14 protein-coding genes are annotated in these 14753 nt (G+C 40.9%); 11 read left to right on the forward strand and 3 right to left on the reverse strand.

Translation table 11 applies throughout. The features are described from left to right. The first annotated feature begins 7 nt into the window (after positions 1-7). Together ubiH and AACW90_RS18580 are read left to right on the forward strand one after the other, a co-directional pair. Positions 8-1183 carry a 2-octaprenyl-6-methoxyphenyl hydroxylase gene (gene ubiH / locus AACW90_RS18575; protein ID WP_390237434.1) on the forward strand — a complete coding sequence of 392 codons (1176 nt, stop codon included), beginning with the start codon at positions 8-10 and terminating at the stop codon, positions 1181-1183. A gap of 3 nt (positions 1184-1186) precedes the next feature. After that, on the forward strand, positions 1187-2416 hold the full coding sequence (locus AACW90_RS18580) for an FAD-dependent 2-octaprenylphenol hydroxylase (RefSeq protein WP_390237436.1): 1230 nt from the start codon (positions 1187-1189) through the stop codon (positions 2414-2416). Positions 2417-2540: 124 nt separating this feature from the next. Here the strand turns inward: AACW90_RS18580 and AACW90_RS18585 are convergent, their stop codons facing one another. Next, a complete protein-coding gene (locus tag AACW90_RS18585; RefSeq protein ID WP_195702166.1) occupies positions 2541-2747 on the reverse strand; it encodes a DUF1107 domain-containing protein in 207 nt (68 codons plus the stop codon). Positions 2748-3512: 765 nt separating this feature from the next. Further along, positions 3513-4478: a tRNA-modifying protein YgfZ gene (gene ygfZ / locus AACW90_RS18590; RefSeq protein WP_390237440.1), complete on the reverse strand. Its 966-nt coding sequence runs from the start codon at positions 4476-4478 to the stop codon at positions 3513-3515. Positions 4479-4654: 176 nt separating this feature from the next. Between ygfZ and AACW90_RS18595 the strand changes: the two genes are divergently transcribed. Further along, positions 4655-4915, forward strand: coding sequence for an FAD assembly factor SdhE (locus tag AACW90_RS18595; protein WP_275135530.1), 261 nt, complete (start codon positions 4655-4657; stop codon positions 4913-4915). A 424-nt stretch (positions 4916-5339) separates the two neighbouring features. On the opposite strand, the gene nadB is transcribed toward AACW90_RS18595, so the two are convergent. Beyond that, a complete protein-coding gene (nadB, locus tag AACW90_RS18600) occupies positions 5340-6953 on the reverse strand; it encodes an L-aspartate oxidase (protein ID WP_390237443.1) in 1614 nt (537 codons plus the stop codon). Positions 6954-7362: 409 nt separating this feature from the next. On the opposite strand from nadB, the gene rpoE reads away from it, so the two are divergent. The 8 genes from rpoE to era all read left to right on the forward strand — a co-directional run bounded on the left by rpoE (position 7363) and on the right by era (position 14679). Further along, positions 7363-7941 carry an RNA polymerase sigma factor RpoE gene (gene rpoE, locus AACW90_RS18605; RefSeq protein ID WP_390237445.1) on the forward strand — a complete coding sequence of 193 codons (579 nt, stop codon included), beginning with the start codon at positions 7363-7365 and terminating at the stop codon, positions 7939-7941. Positions 7942-7984: 43 nt separating this feature from the next. After that, the gene (locus AACW90_RS18610) at positions 7985-8590 is read left to right on the forward strand and encodes an RseA family anti-sigma factor (protein ID WP_390237447.1); all 606 of its coding nucleotides are present in this window, start codon (positions 7985-7987) and stop codon (positions 8588-8590) included. After that, positions 8587-9585 (forward strand): sigma-E factor regulatory protein RseB, encoded by a 999-nt coding sequence (rseB, locus tag AACW90_RS18615; RefSeq protein WP_390237450.1) that lies wholly within the window; start codon positions 8587-8589, stop codon positions 9583-9585. The genes AACW90_RS18610 and rseB overlap by 4 nt, the downstream gene beginning before the upstream one ends. Further along, positions 9582-10085 carry a SoxR reducing system RseC family protein gene (locus tag AACW90_RS18620; protein ID WP_390237452.1) on the forward strand — a complete coding sequence of 168 codons (504 nt, stop codon included), beginning with the start codon at positions 9582-9584 and terminating at the stop codon, positions 10083-10085. Before rseB ends, AACW90_RS18620 begins: the two co-directional genes overlap by 4 nt. A 163-nt stretch (positions 10086-10248) precedes the next feature. Continuing rightward, positions 10249-12042 (forward strand): translation elongation factor 4, encoded by a 1794-nt coding sequence (gene lepA / locus AACW90_RS18625; protein WP_390237455.1) that lies wholly within the window; start codon positions 10249-10251, stop codon positions 12040-12042. Positions 12043-12121: 79 nt separating this feature from the next. Then, positions 12122-13018 (forward strand): signal peptidase I, encoded by an 897-nt coding sequence (lepB, locus tag AACW90_RS18630; protein WP_390237458.1) that lies wholly within the window; start codon positions 12122-12124, stop codon positions 13016-13018. Between the two features lie 16 nt (positions 13019-13034). After that, complete coding sequence (gene rnc, locus AACW90_RS18635; RefSeq protein WP_195702176.1) at positions 13035-13715, forward strand: ribonuclease III; 681 nt, start codon at positions 13035-13037, stop codon at positions 13713-13715. Then, complete coding sequence (gene era, locus AACW90_RS18640; RefSeq protein ID WP_390237461.1) at positions 13708-14679, forward strand: GTPase Era; 972 nt, start codon at positions 13708-13710, stop codon at positions 14677-14679. Before rnc ends, era begins: the two co-directional genes overlap by 8 nt. Positions 14680-14753: the final 74 nt, after the last annotated feature.

Below are 14753 nucleotides of genomic sequence, written 5' to 3' on the forward strand. Positions count from 1 at the left end.
CCACGAAATGAAAACTTACGACGTTGCAATTGCTGGCGGGGCGATGGCAGGATCTACTCTGGCTTTGGCTCTTAGCAATGTATCGAAAGGCGCTCTTTCCATTGCTGTTGTTGAACCATACCCAGTGGACAAAGAAAATCATCCAGGGTTTGACTCACGGTCTATTGCTTTGTCGTATGGTACTAAGTTGATCTTAGAAGGGTTTAAGCTTTGGCCTAAAATCAAACCACTTACGACTGAAATCAAATATATTCATGTTTCTGACCGTGGACATGCAGGAATCACAGAGATAACAAAAGACGAGTATAATACGCCAGCGTTGGGTTATGTTGTAGAACTGGCTAACGTCGGTTCTCTCTATAGCGATCTTATTTCAGAATCAGATAATATCGACTACTTATGCCCCGACTCTGTAGATCGGATTTCAAGACACGCGCAGAAGAATAAAATTATACTCAGCAGTGGCAAAGAGATTGAATGTAAACTTCTCGTTGCTGCAGATGGTGCAGATTCAATATGCAGTCATATATTGGGTCACAGCAACAGCGAATTTGATTTTGATCAGGTCGCCGTTATTGCCAATGTAGAGGTATCGGAACATCACAATGGAAGAGCATTTGAACGCTTTACACCAAGTGGTCCACTCGCATTATTACCTATGTCTAAAAATCGAATGTCCGTTGTGTGGTGCTTGAAACCTGCAGAAGCTGAAAAAATGGTAGGTCTATCAGACCAAGCATTCATAGAAGAGTTACAACAAGCTTTTGGATGGCGGTTAGGTAAAATAATTAAAACTGGAGTGATGGCTAGTTATCCATTGATCTTAAAACAGAAAGATCAAATAGTGTCTCACCGCTTTGCTACTGTTGGAAATGCAGCACAGTTGCTTCACCCTATGGCAGGTCAAGGGTTTAACCTTGGCATTCGTGATATTGCAAGTCTAGTCGAAAATATTGATGGTCAAATAGATGTAGGGGATTATTCAGTATTGAGTGGGTACAGGAAATGTCGGGAACAAGATCGTTCTCGCACGATAGCTTTAATTACTGGTATGGTACAAATATTCTCTAATGATTGGTTGTCTCTACGTGTAGGGCGAAACCTTGGATTAATGGCGATGGACAATATTCCTTTATTAAAAATGCCTCTGTTGCGAAGAACAATGGGTTTGGTGAAAAGGTAAATTATGATGCAGAGTGTAGACATTGCGATAATTGGCGGAGGAATGGTCGGATTAACCCTTGCCGCTGCTCTAAAAGATACCGATTTGCGAATAGCGGTTATTGAAGGTTATGAACCGGAAAGAACATTAAATATTTTGGCTGACGTTAGAGTGTCAGCCTTAAGCCGTGCAAGTGAGCAAATATTAAAAAATGTAGGGGCTTGGTCTGGTATAGAACAAAGAAGAACAGCCCCTTATTGCGCTATGGAAGTTTGGGAGCAAGATAGCTTTGCGCGTATAGAATTTGATTCTACACAACTTGGCCAGCCTAATTTAGGACATATTGTAGAAAATAGGATCATTCAGCTTGCTTTACTTGATCAAATAACAAGCCAAGAGAATGTGTCACTTTTCATGCCAGCTAAATGTAATGCGCTTGTAATGGGTGAAAGTGAAGCGTGGTTAACGTTAGATAGTGGCGAGTCTTTAACTGCGAAATTGGTTGTTGGTGCTGATGGTGCAAATTCTTGGGTTAGAGAACAGGCTGATATTCCGTTGACGCATTGGGATTATGGGCACAGTGCCTTAGTCGCTAATATTCAGACGTCTGAAGATCATGATAAAGTCGCAAGACAGGTATTTACCCCTCTTGGGCCTTTAGCTTTCCTACCTTTATCTGATACGAATATGAGCTCGATTGTGTGGTCAACAGAACCGAATAGAGCCCAGCAGTTACTTACTATGCCAGAAGTCGAATTTAATAAGCATCTCAGTGCAGAGTTTGATATGCGACTGGGTAAGTGCAAACTGATTGGTGAGAGGCAAGCCTTTCCTTTAAAAATGAGATACGCCAGAGATTTTGTTTTAGATCGAATCGCATTGGTCGGTGATGCTGCACATACTATTCACCCACTGGCTGGGCAAGGGGTAAACTTAGGCCTGTTGGATGCGGCTTCTCTTGCTCAAGAAGTCATTCGTTTGTGGAATGCAGGTGAAGATATAGGTAAACGCAGTAACCTACGTATATACGAGCGATGGCGTAAAGCTGAAGCGGCAAAAGTCATTGCGGCCATGCAAGGATTCAAAGACCTATTTGAGGGCGGAAATCCAGCTAAAAAGTTAATTCGAGGGCTTGGAATGACACTGGCTAGTCGCTTACCAGGTGCAAAAGATGAAGTAATGAAACGAGCCTTAGGGTTAAAAGGTAACTTACCTGATATTGCAAAACAACAAAATATATCGCAGCAGGTTTAAACTTGATAACAGGTTGTTCTATAAACTAAAAAGTTTGGCATTTGCCAAACTTTTTAGTTTTGTAATTAGTTTAAGAGTCAGTATGCTTTAAATAATTATGCGTCTTAATAGATTGAGAATCTAATTATGCGTAAGCACAGCGCAGTCTCATGATTTCTTGATTTATTTCTTTTACTGTCTGGAAATGACGCTTTTCTGCTTTTTCGGGAATAATTAATTTTCCATTATCAAATTCAAATCTTCCTATTCCGTAGATGTATATTCTTCCCTTAAAAAGTCGACTTATATGTTTCGCTATCATACTTGGTGTATAGCGCTTAAATAGCCTCATATTTTATCCTTGTTATATACCGTACGATGTAGATTATACCTTGAGGTATGTGAACATATTGTGATTGAATTGGTGGAATCCCGTCACGATGTGGATTAAATTGGGTTTTTGTGCTGATTAAGTCAAAAATGAAGCATTTATGCTATCTGGTCGTGATGTGTGCCTCAAAATAAAACATTCATTAGCAATTGATGAAATACTCAAAAGAAGCCTCTGATGGAAATTTATACAAACTACGATGAGTACTTTAAAAGAATAGACTACTTTCTGTTTTTTGTAACAAAATAGGGTACTAAGAGATAAAAAAAACCCGCCAAAAATGGCGGGCGAATAGTCATAGATGCATTACACAAAAGTGGATGTAACTGACTCAATCAGTGGATTCACTTTACCTGCTCTTAGGTGTTAACGGAGTATAAAAGCAGGGAAAGGGAGGATATAGGAGGCATGGAATAATGAGTATATATATTCATTAATCGGAATAAAAATGCACAACTAATGTCAGGTTATTATACATTTGTTCCATTTATTTGTCCCTTGTTACAGAAATTCTTAAATTTGATAACGCTATTTTCTAACACTATCGGATAGTTGAGGGAGGGAATTCAGATTATATAGAGGATGGTGGGATGTTACTTCGGTCATGTTGCTTTCGTTGTTCATTGCTATTTTTTGCATATTCAGTGCGATTTATATAGGGAGTCGTGAGGCAACATTCGATATGTCACCTCGTCCTCGGTTCCAAATTCACTGTGATTTTTTACATTACTCCTCAATAGAATATGGGAGATTTTCTATCTGCCAGTTAGTGTCGGGTTGATTGACTAGCCTTAATGTTGTTTCTTTATCTAAGTTGTTCGGAAGAATAATCAAGCCAATAGTGATTCCGTCAGCATATCTATAATGCGCAAATAATGCGCCTACACTACGCCAATTTTCGCCAACACTCCTTTCCAGTTCTAGTGGTAAGTCAGATGCAGATTCAAGATAGCCTTTAACTATCGCCATCGCCCTTTTGTTTGTTCCTCTATATTTTGCTCTTGCGACGGTTTCTTGGCCTGTATAACAACCTTTGCTAAAGCTAATACCATTGATGGCTTGTAAATTAAATGCCTGAGGGATTTGAGTGTTTTGGGTTGCCTCTATGATTCTTGGTATTCCTTTTTCAATATCAAATTTGTCCCAAATATCTTCTTCAGCGAAAAAGGCATTGTGTAGGTTATCTAAAATTGCTTCGACTGCATCACAATTCAATACTAGGAGCCATCGATTATTCTCAATTTTAACGGCACTTCCACCGTCTATCGCTCGTACGTTGCCACGAGTTGGGCCTAAGTTATCAATGACGTTATCCGCATTGCTACCAAGTAGACCAATAGCAATATCAGAACTGATATCTAGATCTACTTTGGAAAAAACAGAATATTTCTTTATTTCTTTCAAAGAGGTTTCAATTGTTGAGGAGTGATGAAAAAGCGCGTAACTATCTTTGTGCTGAAAACAGCGGAAGATACTAAACACTTTACCTTTCGCGTCACAATGAGCGGCTAGCGTCGATTCATGTGGGCTGACAGTCGCTAGGTCACAGGTTAGTTGGCCTTGCAGGTATGACTCTTTATCGTCTCCCGTGACCGATATTAAATTCCATGATTTAAGGTCGGTCACCATTAATTCTGGTATATGGTCAGTTGAATTTAGTTCGAGCTTTGTGAATCGGTTTTGCCATTTCATAGTAGTATCGCCTTGGCTATGTCATTCTTAGAATGGGTATCTTATTGCCATAATGTTAATCTGCTTACATTTTTTTGTCAGCTATCCTTTCATTATTGTTTATACCCATTGGATTAGCGTTATCATGTCTAGGTAGCTGTAATATTCAGTATAAAGGACTAATCAGAGGTAGTTAGATGTATAAACGAGAAGATAAAGCACGTATTAAATGGGCATGTCGAAGGGGCATGTTAGAGCTCGATGTTGTCATCATGCCGTTTTATGATGAGTGCTTTGATTCACTTTCTGAAGATGAGAAGCATGATTTTGTTGCTCTTTTAGAGTGCGATGATCCCGATCTTTTTAATTGGGTGATGAAGCACGGAAGAAGTGATGATGAAAAATTAGCCAATATGATTGATAAAATTGTTGCGCATAACAGAAGCAAACTACGCTAATAATAGTTTAGTTAGTCTGTACTTACGTCCTTCAAAAATGGCTCATTTCATTCAAATTAGTATTTTAATTTCGATGATATGGGCTGTGTTACATTCCACTCTACCCACAGTGGTCTCCTTGTATTTGATGGTTCCTCTTGTTCGGCTGATTTTTGTTGGTGACTTTTATTCGAATACTGGACGGTTAGAAATTTATTCGTCTGGTGATTTGAAGTTGAACAACCATCGGAGTAGGTGCAGAAGTGTTTTTATTTTGTATAAGCCAATTATGGTTCAGATCAGCACGCTTGAAGGGACCAAAATTAATATTTGGTGTGATGCATGTATTGAGAAAGATTATCGTCAGTTTCTCGTGATGTTACGATCTATCATCGCAAAGAAAAGGGAGTGATGACCATTACTCCCTTTTGCTTCGCAGTTGATATTAAGATTCTTCTCCAGGGACTAATATCGTTGGTCCAGAACCTTCAATAAGCTCAGGGTAGTCGAGCGTATAATGCAGTCCGCGACTCTCCTTACGCTTCATTGCACAGCGTACCATTAACTCCGCTACTTGGAGCAGGTTACGCATTTCCAATAGGTTATTAGACACCCTAAAGTTACTATAATAATCATGTGTTTCTTGTTGAAGCATCTGAATTCGTCTCATCGCGCGCTCCAAACGCTTATCGGTACGGACAATACCCATATAATCCCACATAAACAGTCTTAACTCGTGCCAGTTATGTTGAATGACTACCTCTTCATCCGAATTATTTACCTGACTTTCATCCCAAGCGGGTACTTTTGGCGGTAATTTTGCATCATCGAGTTTTGTTAGTATATCTTTTGCAGCAGACCATGCATAAACCACACACTCTAAAAGGGAGTTGGATGCCATACGATTCGCACCATGTAATCCTGTGTAACTCACTTCTCCAATCGCGTATAGGTGATTTAGATCGCTTTGACCTTGTTGATTCACCATTACACCGCCACAGGTATAGTGTGCTGCCGGTACAATAGGAATAGGTTCCTTCGTCATATCAATGCCTAAGTCTTGAAGACGCATATGAATGGTTGGGAAGTGTTTTTCAATAAACTCATCGGGTTTGTGACTAATATCTAGATACATACAATCCGCCCCCAATCGTTTCATTTCGAAATCTATCGCTCTCGCGACAACATCACGAGGCGCGAGTTCTTCTCTTTTATCAAAGTCAGGCATAAATCGAGAGCCATCAGGACGAAGCAGGTATGCCCCTTCACCTCTTAGAGCCTCGGTAAGTAAAAAATTACGCGCTTCAGGATGGAATAGACAAGTAGGGTGGAATTGGTTGAACTCCATATTCGCAACTCGACACCCTGCACGCCATGCCATTGCAATACCATCACCAGACGATACATCAGGATTTGAGGTGTACTGATAAACCTTAGACGCCCCACCAGTGGCTAAAACAACAAATTTGGCCCGAATAGTTTCAACGTGTTCATCGTTACGGTTCCATATGTACGCACCGATGATTTTTTTCTTGTCGCCGCCAACTTTATCTTCAGTAATGAGATCAAGTGCGTTGTATCTTTCAAAAATAGAAATATTGGGGTGGTTATGCGCATTATCTTGTAAAGAGGTTTGCATCGCCATTCCGGTTGCATCAGCCGCATGTAAGATACGACGATGGCTGTGGCCACCTTCTCGTGTTAAGTGGTAGCGTGGCTTTTCTTCGGAATAGTCTTCCTCTCTATCGAATGGCACACCGCCATCGATAAGCCATTGCACACATTTTTTGCCGTTTTTGGCAATAAATTCCACGGTTTCTTTTTCACAAAGATCGGCTCCTGCTATGAGCGTATCTTCTACGTGAGACTCAATACTATCGGATTCATCAAATACAGCAGCAATCCCTCCCTGCGCATAAAAAGTCGAGCCTTCACTTCTAGGCCCTTTACTTAATACAACGACTTTTGCATTTTTAGCAATACGCAACGCTAGAGTCAGGCCAGCCGCTCCGCTACCAATAACTAATACGTCACATTGATGATCTCGATTTGTGTCCATAAATCTTTTTTCCTGTTTAGAGCACGATACTACGCAGTCTTATATTACTTGAGTTACGCCAATGATTATGTGGCTAAAAGGCTTTGCCTTCAAATTTCTTTCACAATAAGGACAGAAGAACGGTTGCAATTCGGTAATATCGCCCTCACTATCCCAATTAAAGAAGCTGGTAAAGTTGAAGTGGTGGGCGTTTAAAAGCGCGAATTTTAACAACGGATAATCAGTTAGTTTGTGTTTACACAGTACACTGTTCAATAAATTGATAAATTATTCAATAATCATTGAACTTCTTTCATTTACTAGAGTCACAATAGTGCTCATGTAAACTGTGGTGTCAACACTACATTATTGAATAATAAAAGTTCATATCTGAGAAGATAAGGCCGTTAACATAGGAGTATGTGCTCGAATGAACGAGCAGTTGACCGATCAAGTACTCATTGAGCGAGTTCAGAATGGAGATAAACAAGCATTTAATCTTTTGGTCATTAAGTACCAAAATAAAGTGTGTAACCTAATCTCTAGGTATGTTGGTAATTCAGGTGATGTCCAAGATGTCGCGCAAGAGGCTTTTATAAAAGCTTATCGTGCTATCCCTAACTTTAGGGGTGAAAGTGCGTTTTATACTTGGCTTTATAGAATTGCTGTCAATACCGCGAAGAACCACATCGTTGCGCAAGGAAGAAGACCCCCTGCAAGCGATGTTGATGCTGATGAAGCTGAATATTACGAAACGGGCAGTGCATTAAAAGAAATATCGAACCCTGAGAACTTAGCGTTGTCCAATGAATTGAAACGCGTAGTTTTTGGTGCGATAGAAGCACTACCTGAAGATTTGAAAACAGCGATGACACTGCGAGAGCTAGATGGCTTAAGTTATGAAGATATCGCTGCAATAATGGATTGTCCTGTAGGGACAGTACGTTCACGTATTTTCCGTGCAAGAGAAGCGGTTGAAAAGAAGATTGAACCGCTTTTGAAACGTTAATGTTTTTTCTGGTTAGTTCCAGAATACTGATATGGTGAATTAAATGGCTGACAAAGAACTACTTTCAGCACTTATGGATGGAGAAACTGTGGATGAAGCTCTGATTGTAGAGCTCGAACAGGATGTTGAAAGTCAGGATACTTGGAAAAACTATCATCTTATTGGTGATGTTATGAGAGGTGAGGCTCCTGAAACAGTAAATTGGGATATTGCTGGAAGTGTAGCAGCAGCGCTCAATGCAGAGCCTGAACATCAACCAGTGGTTACTCCATTAATTGAGTCTCAACCTACTCCAGCACAAGCTCGGCGTCGTTTACCTGCATGGTTAACACAAATTGGTCAGGTTGGTGTGGCCGCGTGTGTTTCTCTTATGGTAATAGTTGGTGTGCAACAGTATGGTGGCTCTGAATCTACCAATATTGCATCTAAACAACTACCTGTTCTGCAAACTATCCCTTTTGCAGGTAGTGTAGAACCTGTAAGTTTGACTAGAGACTCGGTGTCTGCAAAGCAGAATAATGAGGCTCAACAACTGACGCAGCAGCGCAAACGTATAAACGCGATGCTACAAGATTATGAACTTCAACTTCGCCTATCGTCTGAGCAATCAGGTGTTAACGGATTAGAAGTAGAATCGGTAACTGAATGAAAAAATTTCTGATCAGTGCTTTGACACTGTTCAGTTTGATATCAACGCAAGCCTCAGCTGAGGAAATATCAGCTGAGGCTTTGTTGCATCAAATGAACCAAGCAAGCAAGCACTTAAATTATGAACTCTCCTATATTCTAATTAAAAAAAACAGTATTGAACCTCTTCGGTACATGCATGCTAATGACGATAATATGGTGTACGCGCATCTTGTTTATCTAAGCGGACCTGTTAGAGAAGTTATTCGCCGTGGGAAGGAAATTAGCTATATAGAGCCGGGTGTAGAGCCTTTTTCTATCGAATCAGGAAACATGGTTGCGCCACTCATTCCTATGCTTGATAGCGATGTTGGGAAACTGAGTGAGTATTACGACTTTGTACTGATGGGGCGGGCTAGAGAAGCCAATTCGGCTACACAAGTTGTTCGCGTTGTACCTAAAGACGGTCAACGATATTCTTATGTGATGTGGATAGATGAGAAATCTAAATTACCCCTTAGAGCCGACCTCGTTGACAGAGATGGTGAAGTATTAGAGCAATATAGAACGATCTCTTACACGGTGAGTGATCGTATTGCTTCAGCATTAGTTAAGTTAGGGGACGTTAAGCTACCAAATGTTATCTCATTGCCTAAGCAAGAAACGACGGAGTCATTTTGGAAGGTAAAATGGATACCATCAGGGTTCGAAGCACACAATTTAAATCGTTATAAAATGGTTACGACACAAAAAGTAGTAGAGAGCCAAATGTATAGCGATGGATTGTTCAGTTTTTCGGTTTACGTTTCTGAAGCGGATGATTTGTCACTAAAAAACAAACTAATTAGGCAAGGGAGAAGGACACTTCAGAGCTTCGTTAGAGGAAGCAAAGAAGTGACTGTTGTAGGCGACATTCCACCTGCGACTGCAGTTAAAATAGCCAAATCAGTGAACTTTAGTACCCCTGCAGAATTAGAATCGCCTTTGAAGGCAACTGAAGAAGTTTCTACTCAATGATGACAGCATTGGCAACCGTTGTTTCTGTGAAAGAGACAAAGCAGGGATATCAAATTGGCTTATCCTGTGAACAGCAGACCAGCTGTAGCCATTGCTCTTCACAAAAAAGTTGCGGTACTGGTATTGTCTCTAAAGCGATTGGTAATAAGAGCCATGCATGGACATTGATGACTCAAGAAAATGTAAAAGCAGGACAGATGATAGAGATTGGTCTACCTGAAAAAAACCTGCTTCAATTTGCTTCTCTTGTTTATCTTCTCCCCCTCGCTGCGTTGATGTTAGGGGCGCTATTTGGACAACTGGTTATTAGCCCACTGTTCGGTGGTGGAGATATCAGTGGCGGGGAAGGATGGACGATACTATGTTCCCTTCTTTTTATGGGAGGAGGAGTCTGGCTTGCTCGCCATTTTTCAACTAAGCTTCAATCGAAATCAGAACAAATGGTCACCTTACTAAAAGTGTTTGGCAACAAAATTGATATTGCTGAGCGAGTATCCTGACGTTAGTTAAAGGTAACAAATAACATCAAATTAACGTTTGAATGTAAATGAAGATAGCGGCAAAGCCTGAAATTGGGTAGAATCGCGCAACTTGATCGAAATACCATCATTGATGCGTATTTTTCCCATTCAATTTTTGCAACGAGTTAAGTCACACCAACCTATGAAGCACATTCGTAATTTTTCTATTATCGCCCATATCGACCACGGTAAGTCGACACTTTCAGACCGCTTGATCCAAATTTGCGGAGGCTTAAGTGAACGTGAAATGGATACTCAAGTCCTTGATTCTATGGATATAGAGCGCGAGCGCGGTATCACAATCAAAGCTCAGAGTGTTACGTTAGACTATAAAGCTCAAGATGGTGAAACATATCAACTGAACTTTATTGACACCCCAGGTCATGTAGATTTTTCTTATGAAGTATCTCGCTCTTTAGCGGCATGTGAAGGTGCGCTTCTTGTTGTTGATGCAGGCCAAGGTGTTGAAGCTCAAACGGTAGCGAATTGCTATACAGCGATTGAAATGGATTTAGAAGTCGTTCCAATCCTAAATAAAATTGATTTGCCTGCGGCTGATCCCGAACGTGTCTCTGAAGAGATCGAAGAAATCGTAGGTATTGAAGCATTAGAAGCAACATGTTGCTCGGCTAAAACAGGGCTAGGTGTTGATGCAGTACTTGAAAACATCGTTCGCTCAATTCCAGCGCCAAAAGGCGATACAAAAGCCCCGCTGCAAGCATTGATTATTGACTCTTGGTTTGATAACTATCTTGGTGTCGTTTCTCTGGTACGTATTAAAAATGGCGTATTGAAGAAAAATGACAAAATTAGAGTGATGAGTACAGGGCAAGATTGGGGTGTGGACCGAATTGGTATCTTCACTCCTAAGCGCCTTGATACTGATCAACTTAGCACTGGCGAAGTAGGTTGGGTTGTTTGTGGTATCAAAGACATATTGGGCGCACCCGTTGGTGATACATTAACGCATGCTAAGCACGGAAGTGTAGAAGCGCTACCGGGTTTCCAAAAGGTTAAGCCTCAGGTATATGCAGGCTTATTCCCCGTTTCGTCAGACGATTATGAAAACTTTCGTGATGCGCTCGGTAAACTTAGCCTTAATGACGCTTCACTATTCTATGAGCCTGAAAGTTCAGCCGCTCTAGGGTTTGGTTTTCGATGTGGTTTCTTAGGCATGTTGCATATGGAGATCATTCAAGAGCGTCTAGAGCGTGAATATGATCTCGACCTAATTACTACTGCTCCGACAGTGGTATACGAAGTTAAGAAAAACAATGGTGATGTACTCTATGTTGATAGTCCTGCGAAGCTCCCTGCAGTTAATGATCTAGAAGAAATTCGCGAACCAATCGCACGTTGTAATATTCTTGTGCCTGCAGAATATCTAGGTAATGTTATTACTCTGTGTGTCGAGAAGCGTGGTACACAAGTGGATATGGTTTATCACGGTACCCAAGTCGCGATTACTTATGATGTCCCAATGGCGGAAGTGGTTTTAGACTTCTTTGATCGTTTGAAATCGACCTCTCGTGGATATGCATCGCTTGACTACAATTTTCATCATTTTACTGAATCCGATATGGTACGCGTAGATGTACTTATTAACGGAGATAAAGTGGACGCACTTGCTATTATTACTCACAAAGATATCGCTCAGTCTCGTGGGCGTTTACTTGTCGAGAAAATGAAAGAGTTTATCCCTCGTCAAATGTTTGATATTGCGATTCAAGCCGCAATTGGTAGTCATATCATTGCTCGTTCAACGGTTAAACAGTTACGTAAAAACGTCATTGCAAAATGTTACGGCGGCGATATTAGCCGTAAGAAAAAACTGTTGAAAAAACAGAAAGAAGGTAAGAAACGTATGAAGCGGATAGGTAATGTTGAATTACCACAAGAAGCTTTCCTTGCGATTCTTCATGTCGGCAAAGATTAATAATACAATCTAGACCAAATTTTAATAAAGAAAGGGTATTTCAATGCCCTTTCTTCTTTTTAGAAATAAAGGGAAATCGATGGCTAATACATTCTCACTCATATTGGTAATAGTAACTCTCGTTACCGGAGTTGTTTGGCTCTTAGAAAGATTAGTATGGGGAAAAAGACGCCAGCTAAAGGTTGCAGAAGTACAAGCGCAAACAAATGGCTTAACAGAAGACATTACGCGTAAACTTTCGACGCAACCATGGTGGATTGAAAATAGCGTATCAATTTTTCCGGTTATTGCTTTTGTATTAATACTGCGTTCGTTTATTTATGAACCATTTCAGATTCCATCTGGATCCATGATGCCAACATTGTTGGTGGGTGATTTTATCTTGGTGGAGAAGTACGCTTATGGGATCAAAGATCCTGTGTTTCGCTCTCAATTAGTCGAAACAGGCAAACCAGAACGTGGTGATGTTGTTGTCTTTAAATATCCACCACAACCTAATATTGACTATATTAAACGTGTGGTTGGTATGCCTGGCGATACCGTACGATATAATAAGAAAAAAGAAGTTTGCATTCAACCACAAGGTGAGCAAACGTGTAAGCAAGTTGACTTATCTAACGTAGTAGAAAGTGAATTTCAGCAACAAGGTATTCCTCTTATTCAGCTTGATGAAAAGCTTGGAGAAGCGGATCACCAAATTTTAATTAACCCGCTTCGCCAAGATAATGTTGGCGCGTATCAACCACGTGGTGGTGTGAGCGAGTGGGTTGTACCAAAAGATCAGTACTTTGTTATGGGAGATAACCGCGACAACAGTGCAGATAGTCGTTACTGGGGCTTTGTACCAGAAGCGAACTTAGTTGGCAAAGCAGTCGGTATTTGGATTAGCTTTGAGTTTGAACGTGGTGCAAGCAGTGCACTGCCTTCATGGATTCCTACAGGTGTGCGTTTTAATCGCATCGGTGGCATAGATTAATATTAATAGAGAGAGCATGGTTACTACTCCAATCTCCAAATTAGAGAAAAAGATCGGCTATAAGTTTAATGATGCTGATCTTTTTCATTTGGCGCTTACTCATCGTAGCGCCAATGGAAAACACAACGAACGTCTTGAATTTCTGGGCGATTCAATTTTAAGTTTTGTCATTGCAGACGATCTTTATCACCGTTTCCCTAAGATTGATGAAGGGGACATGAGCCGCATGCGTGCAACTCTAGTGCGTGGAAAAACGCTAGCGGAACTAGGACGTGAGTTCGTTCTAGGAGATTACTTAAAATTAGGTCCAGGTGAGCTAAAAAGTGGTGGTTTTCGTCGTGACTCAATTCTTGCGGACGCAGTGGAAGCAATCATTGGTGCCGTTTATCTTGATAGCGATGTTGAGGGAGTACGAAGAATTATTCTCTCTTGGTATCAATCTCGTTTAGAGTCGATTGAGCCGGGTGTATCACAAAAAGATCCAAAGACTCGCTTGCAAGAGTGTTTGCAAGGACGTAAAAAGCCGTTGCCAATCTACACAGTGACTAATATTAAAGGTGAAGCCCATAACCAAGAGTTTACGGTTTCATGTATTTTAGCGGGTGTGGATAAACCTGTTATTGGAATTGGAACCAGTCGCCGCAAGGCAGAACAAGCGGCTGCAGAAATAGCACTGGAGAAAGTAACCAATGGCTGAAGATAACAATGAAATTGATTTGGATGCATATTTTGCTAAAAATAGTGAGAAAAGCGTCTCTACAGAAGATCAACGTTGCGGATTTATAGCGATTGTTGGTCGTCCGAATGTAGGAAAGTCGACTCTACTCAATCATATTCTTGGGCAGAAAATTTCGATCACATCGCGAAAGCCGCAAACGACTCGCCATAGAATTATGGGTGTAGAGACAGATGGTGACTTCCAGGCTATCTATATTGATACCCCTGGTTTACATATTGAAGAAAAGCGCGCGATTAACCGATTAATGAATCGAGCAGCAAATAGTTCATTAAGCGATGTTAACTTGGTTCTGTTTTTAGTGGATGGCACACACTGGACTAACGACGATGAGATGGTGTTGAACAAGCTGAAGAAAGCGAATTTCCCAGTTGTTCTTTGCATGAATAAGGTAGATAACGTCAAGGATCGTAACGACGTTATGCTCCATATGCAGGCGCTATCGACCAAGATGGATTTCGTTGATGTCGTGCCTATTTCAGCTAAAAATGGTAAGAACACAGACGTACTGCGTAAGCATGTTCGTGAGCACTTGCCTCTAGCCGTACACCACTTTCCAGAAGAGTATGTCACCGATCGTTCTCAGCGTTTCATGGCATCAGAAATCGTGCGCGAAAAACTGATGCGTTTTACTGGTGATGAATTACCATATTCCATTACCGTTGAGATAGAGAGATTTGATTACAACCCTGACACGGATGGGTTTCACATCAATGCCTTGATTTTTGTCGAGCGCAGTGGCCAGAAAAAAATGGTCATCGGTAAAGGTGGCGACAAGATAAAGACGATTGGACGTGAGGCTCGTTTAGATATGGAAGAGCTGTTTGGTCGCAAGGTTTATCTAGAAACATGGGTTAAAGTGAAATCTGGCTGGGCCGATGACGAAAGGGCGCTTCGTTCATTGGGTTACATGGACGATTTGTAAATTCTCCCATGAAAAACAGCAGCACTCTCAGGTGCTGTTGTTTTGCTTCTAGAAATCAACTGGCTGCATGGTGT

It is taken from the genome of Vibrio frigidus (assembly GCF_042465995.1).
Lineage (GTDB): Bacteria > Pseudomonadota > Gammaproteobacteria > Enterobacterales > Vibrionaceae > Vibrio.

Coding starts and splice junctions, on each gene's coding strand:
- ubiH (WP_390237434.1), top strand. CDS start 8: ATGAAAACTTACGACGTTGCAATTGCTGGCGGGGCGATGGCAGGATCT.
- AACW90_RS18580 (WP_390237436.1), top strand. CDS start 1,187: ATGATGCAGAGTGTAGACATTGCGATAATTGGCGGAGGAATGGTCGGA.
- AACW90_RS18585 (WP_195702166.1), bottom strand. CDS start 2,747: ATGAGGCTATTTAAGCGCTATACACCAAGTATGATAGCGAAACATATA.
- ygfZ (WP_390237440.1), bottom strand. CDS start 4,478: ATGAAATGGCAAAACCGATTCACAAAGCTCGAACTAAATTCAACTGAC.
- AACW90_RS18595 (WP_275135530.1), top strand. CDS start 4,655: ATGTATAAACGAGAAGATAAAGCACGTATTAAATGGGCATGTCGAAGG.
- nadB (WP_390237443.1), bottom strand. CDS start 6,953: ATGGACACAAATCGAGATCATCAATGTGACGTATTAGTTATTGGTAGC.
- rpoE (WP_390237445.1), top strand. CDS start 7,363: ATGAACGAGCAGTTGACCGATCAAGTACTCATTGAGCGAGTTCAGAAT.
- AACW90_RS18610 (WP_390237447.1), top strand. CDS start 7,985: ATGGCTGACAAAGAACTACTTTCAGCACTTATGGATGGAGAAACTGTG.
- rseB (WP_390237450.1), top strand. CDS start 8,587: ATGAAAAAATTTCTGATCAGTGCTTTGACACTGTTCAGTTTGATATCA.
- AACW90_RS18620 (WP_390237452.1), top strand. CDS start 9,582: ATGATGACAGCATTGGCAACCGTTGTTTCTGTGAAAGAGACAAAGCAG.
- lepA (WP_390237455.1), top strand. CDS start 10,249: ATGAAGCACATTCGTAATTTTTCTATTATCGCCCATATCGACCACGGT.
- lepB (WP_390237458.1), top strand. CDS start 12,122: ATGGCTAATACATTCTCACTCATATTGGTAATAGTAACTCTCGTTACC.
- rnc (WP_195702176.1), top strand. CDS start 13,035: ATGGTTACTACTCCAATCTCCAAATTAGAGAAAAAGATCGGCTATAAG.
- era (WP_390237461.1), top strand. CDS start 13,708: ATGGCTGAAGATAACAATGAAATTGATTTGGATGCATATTTTGCTAAA.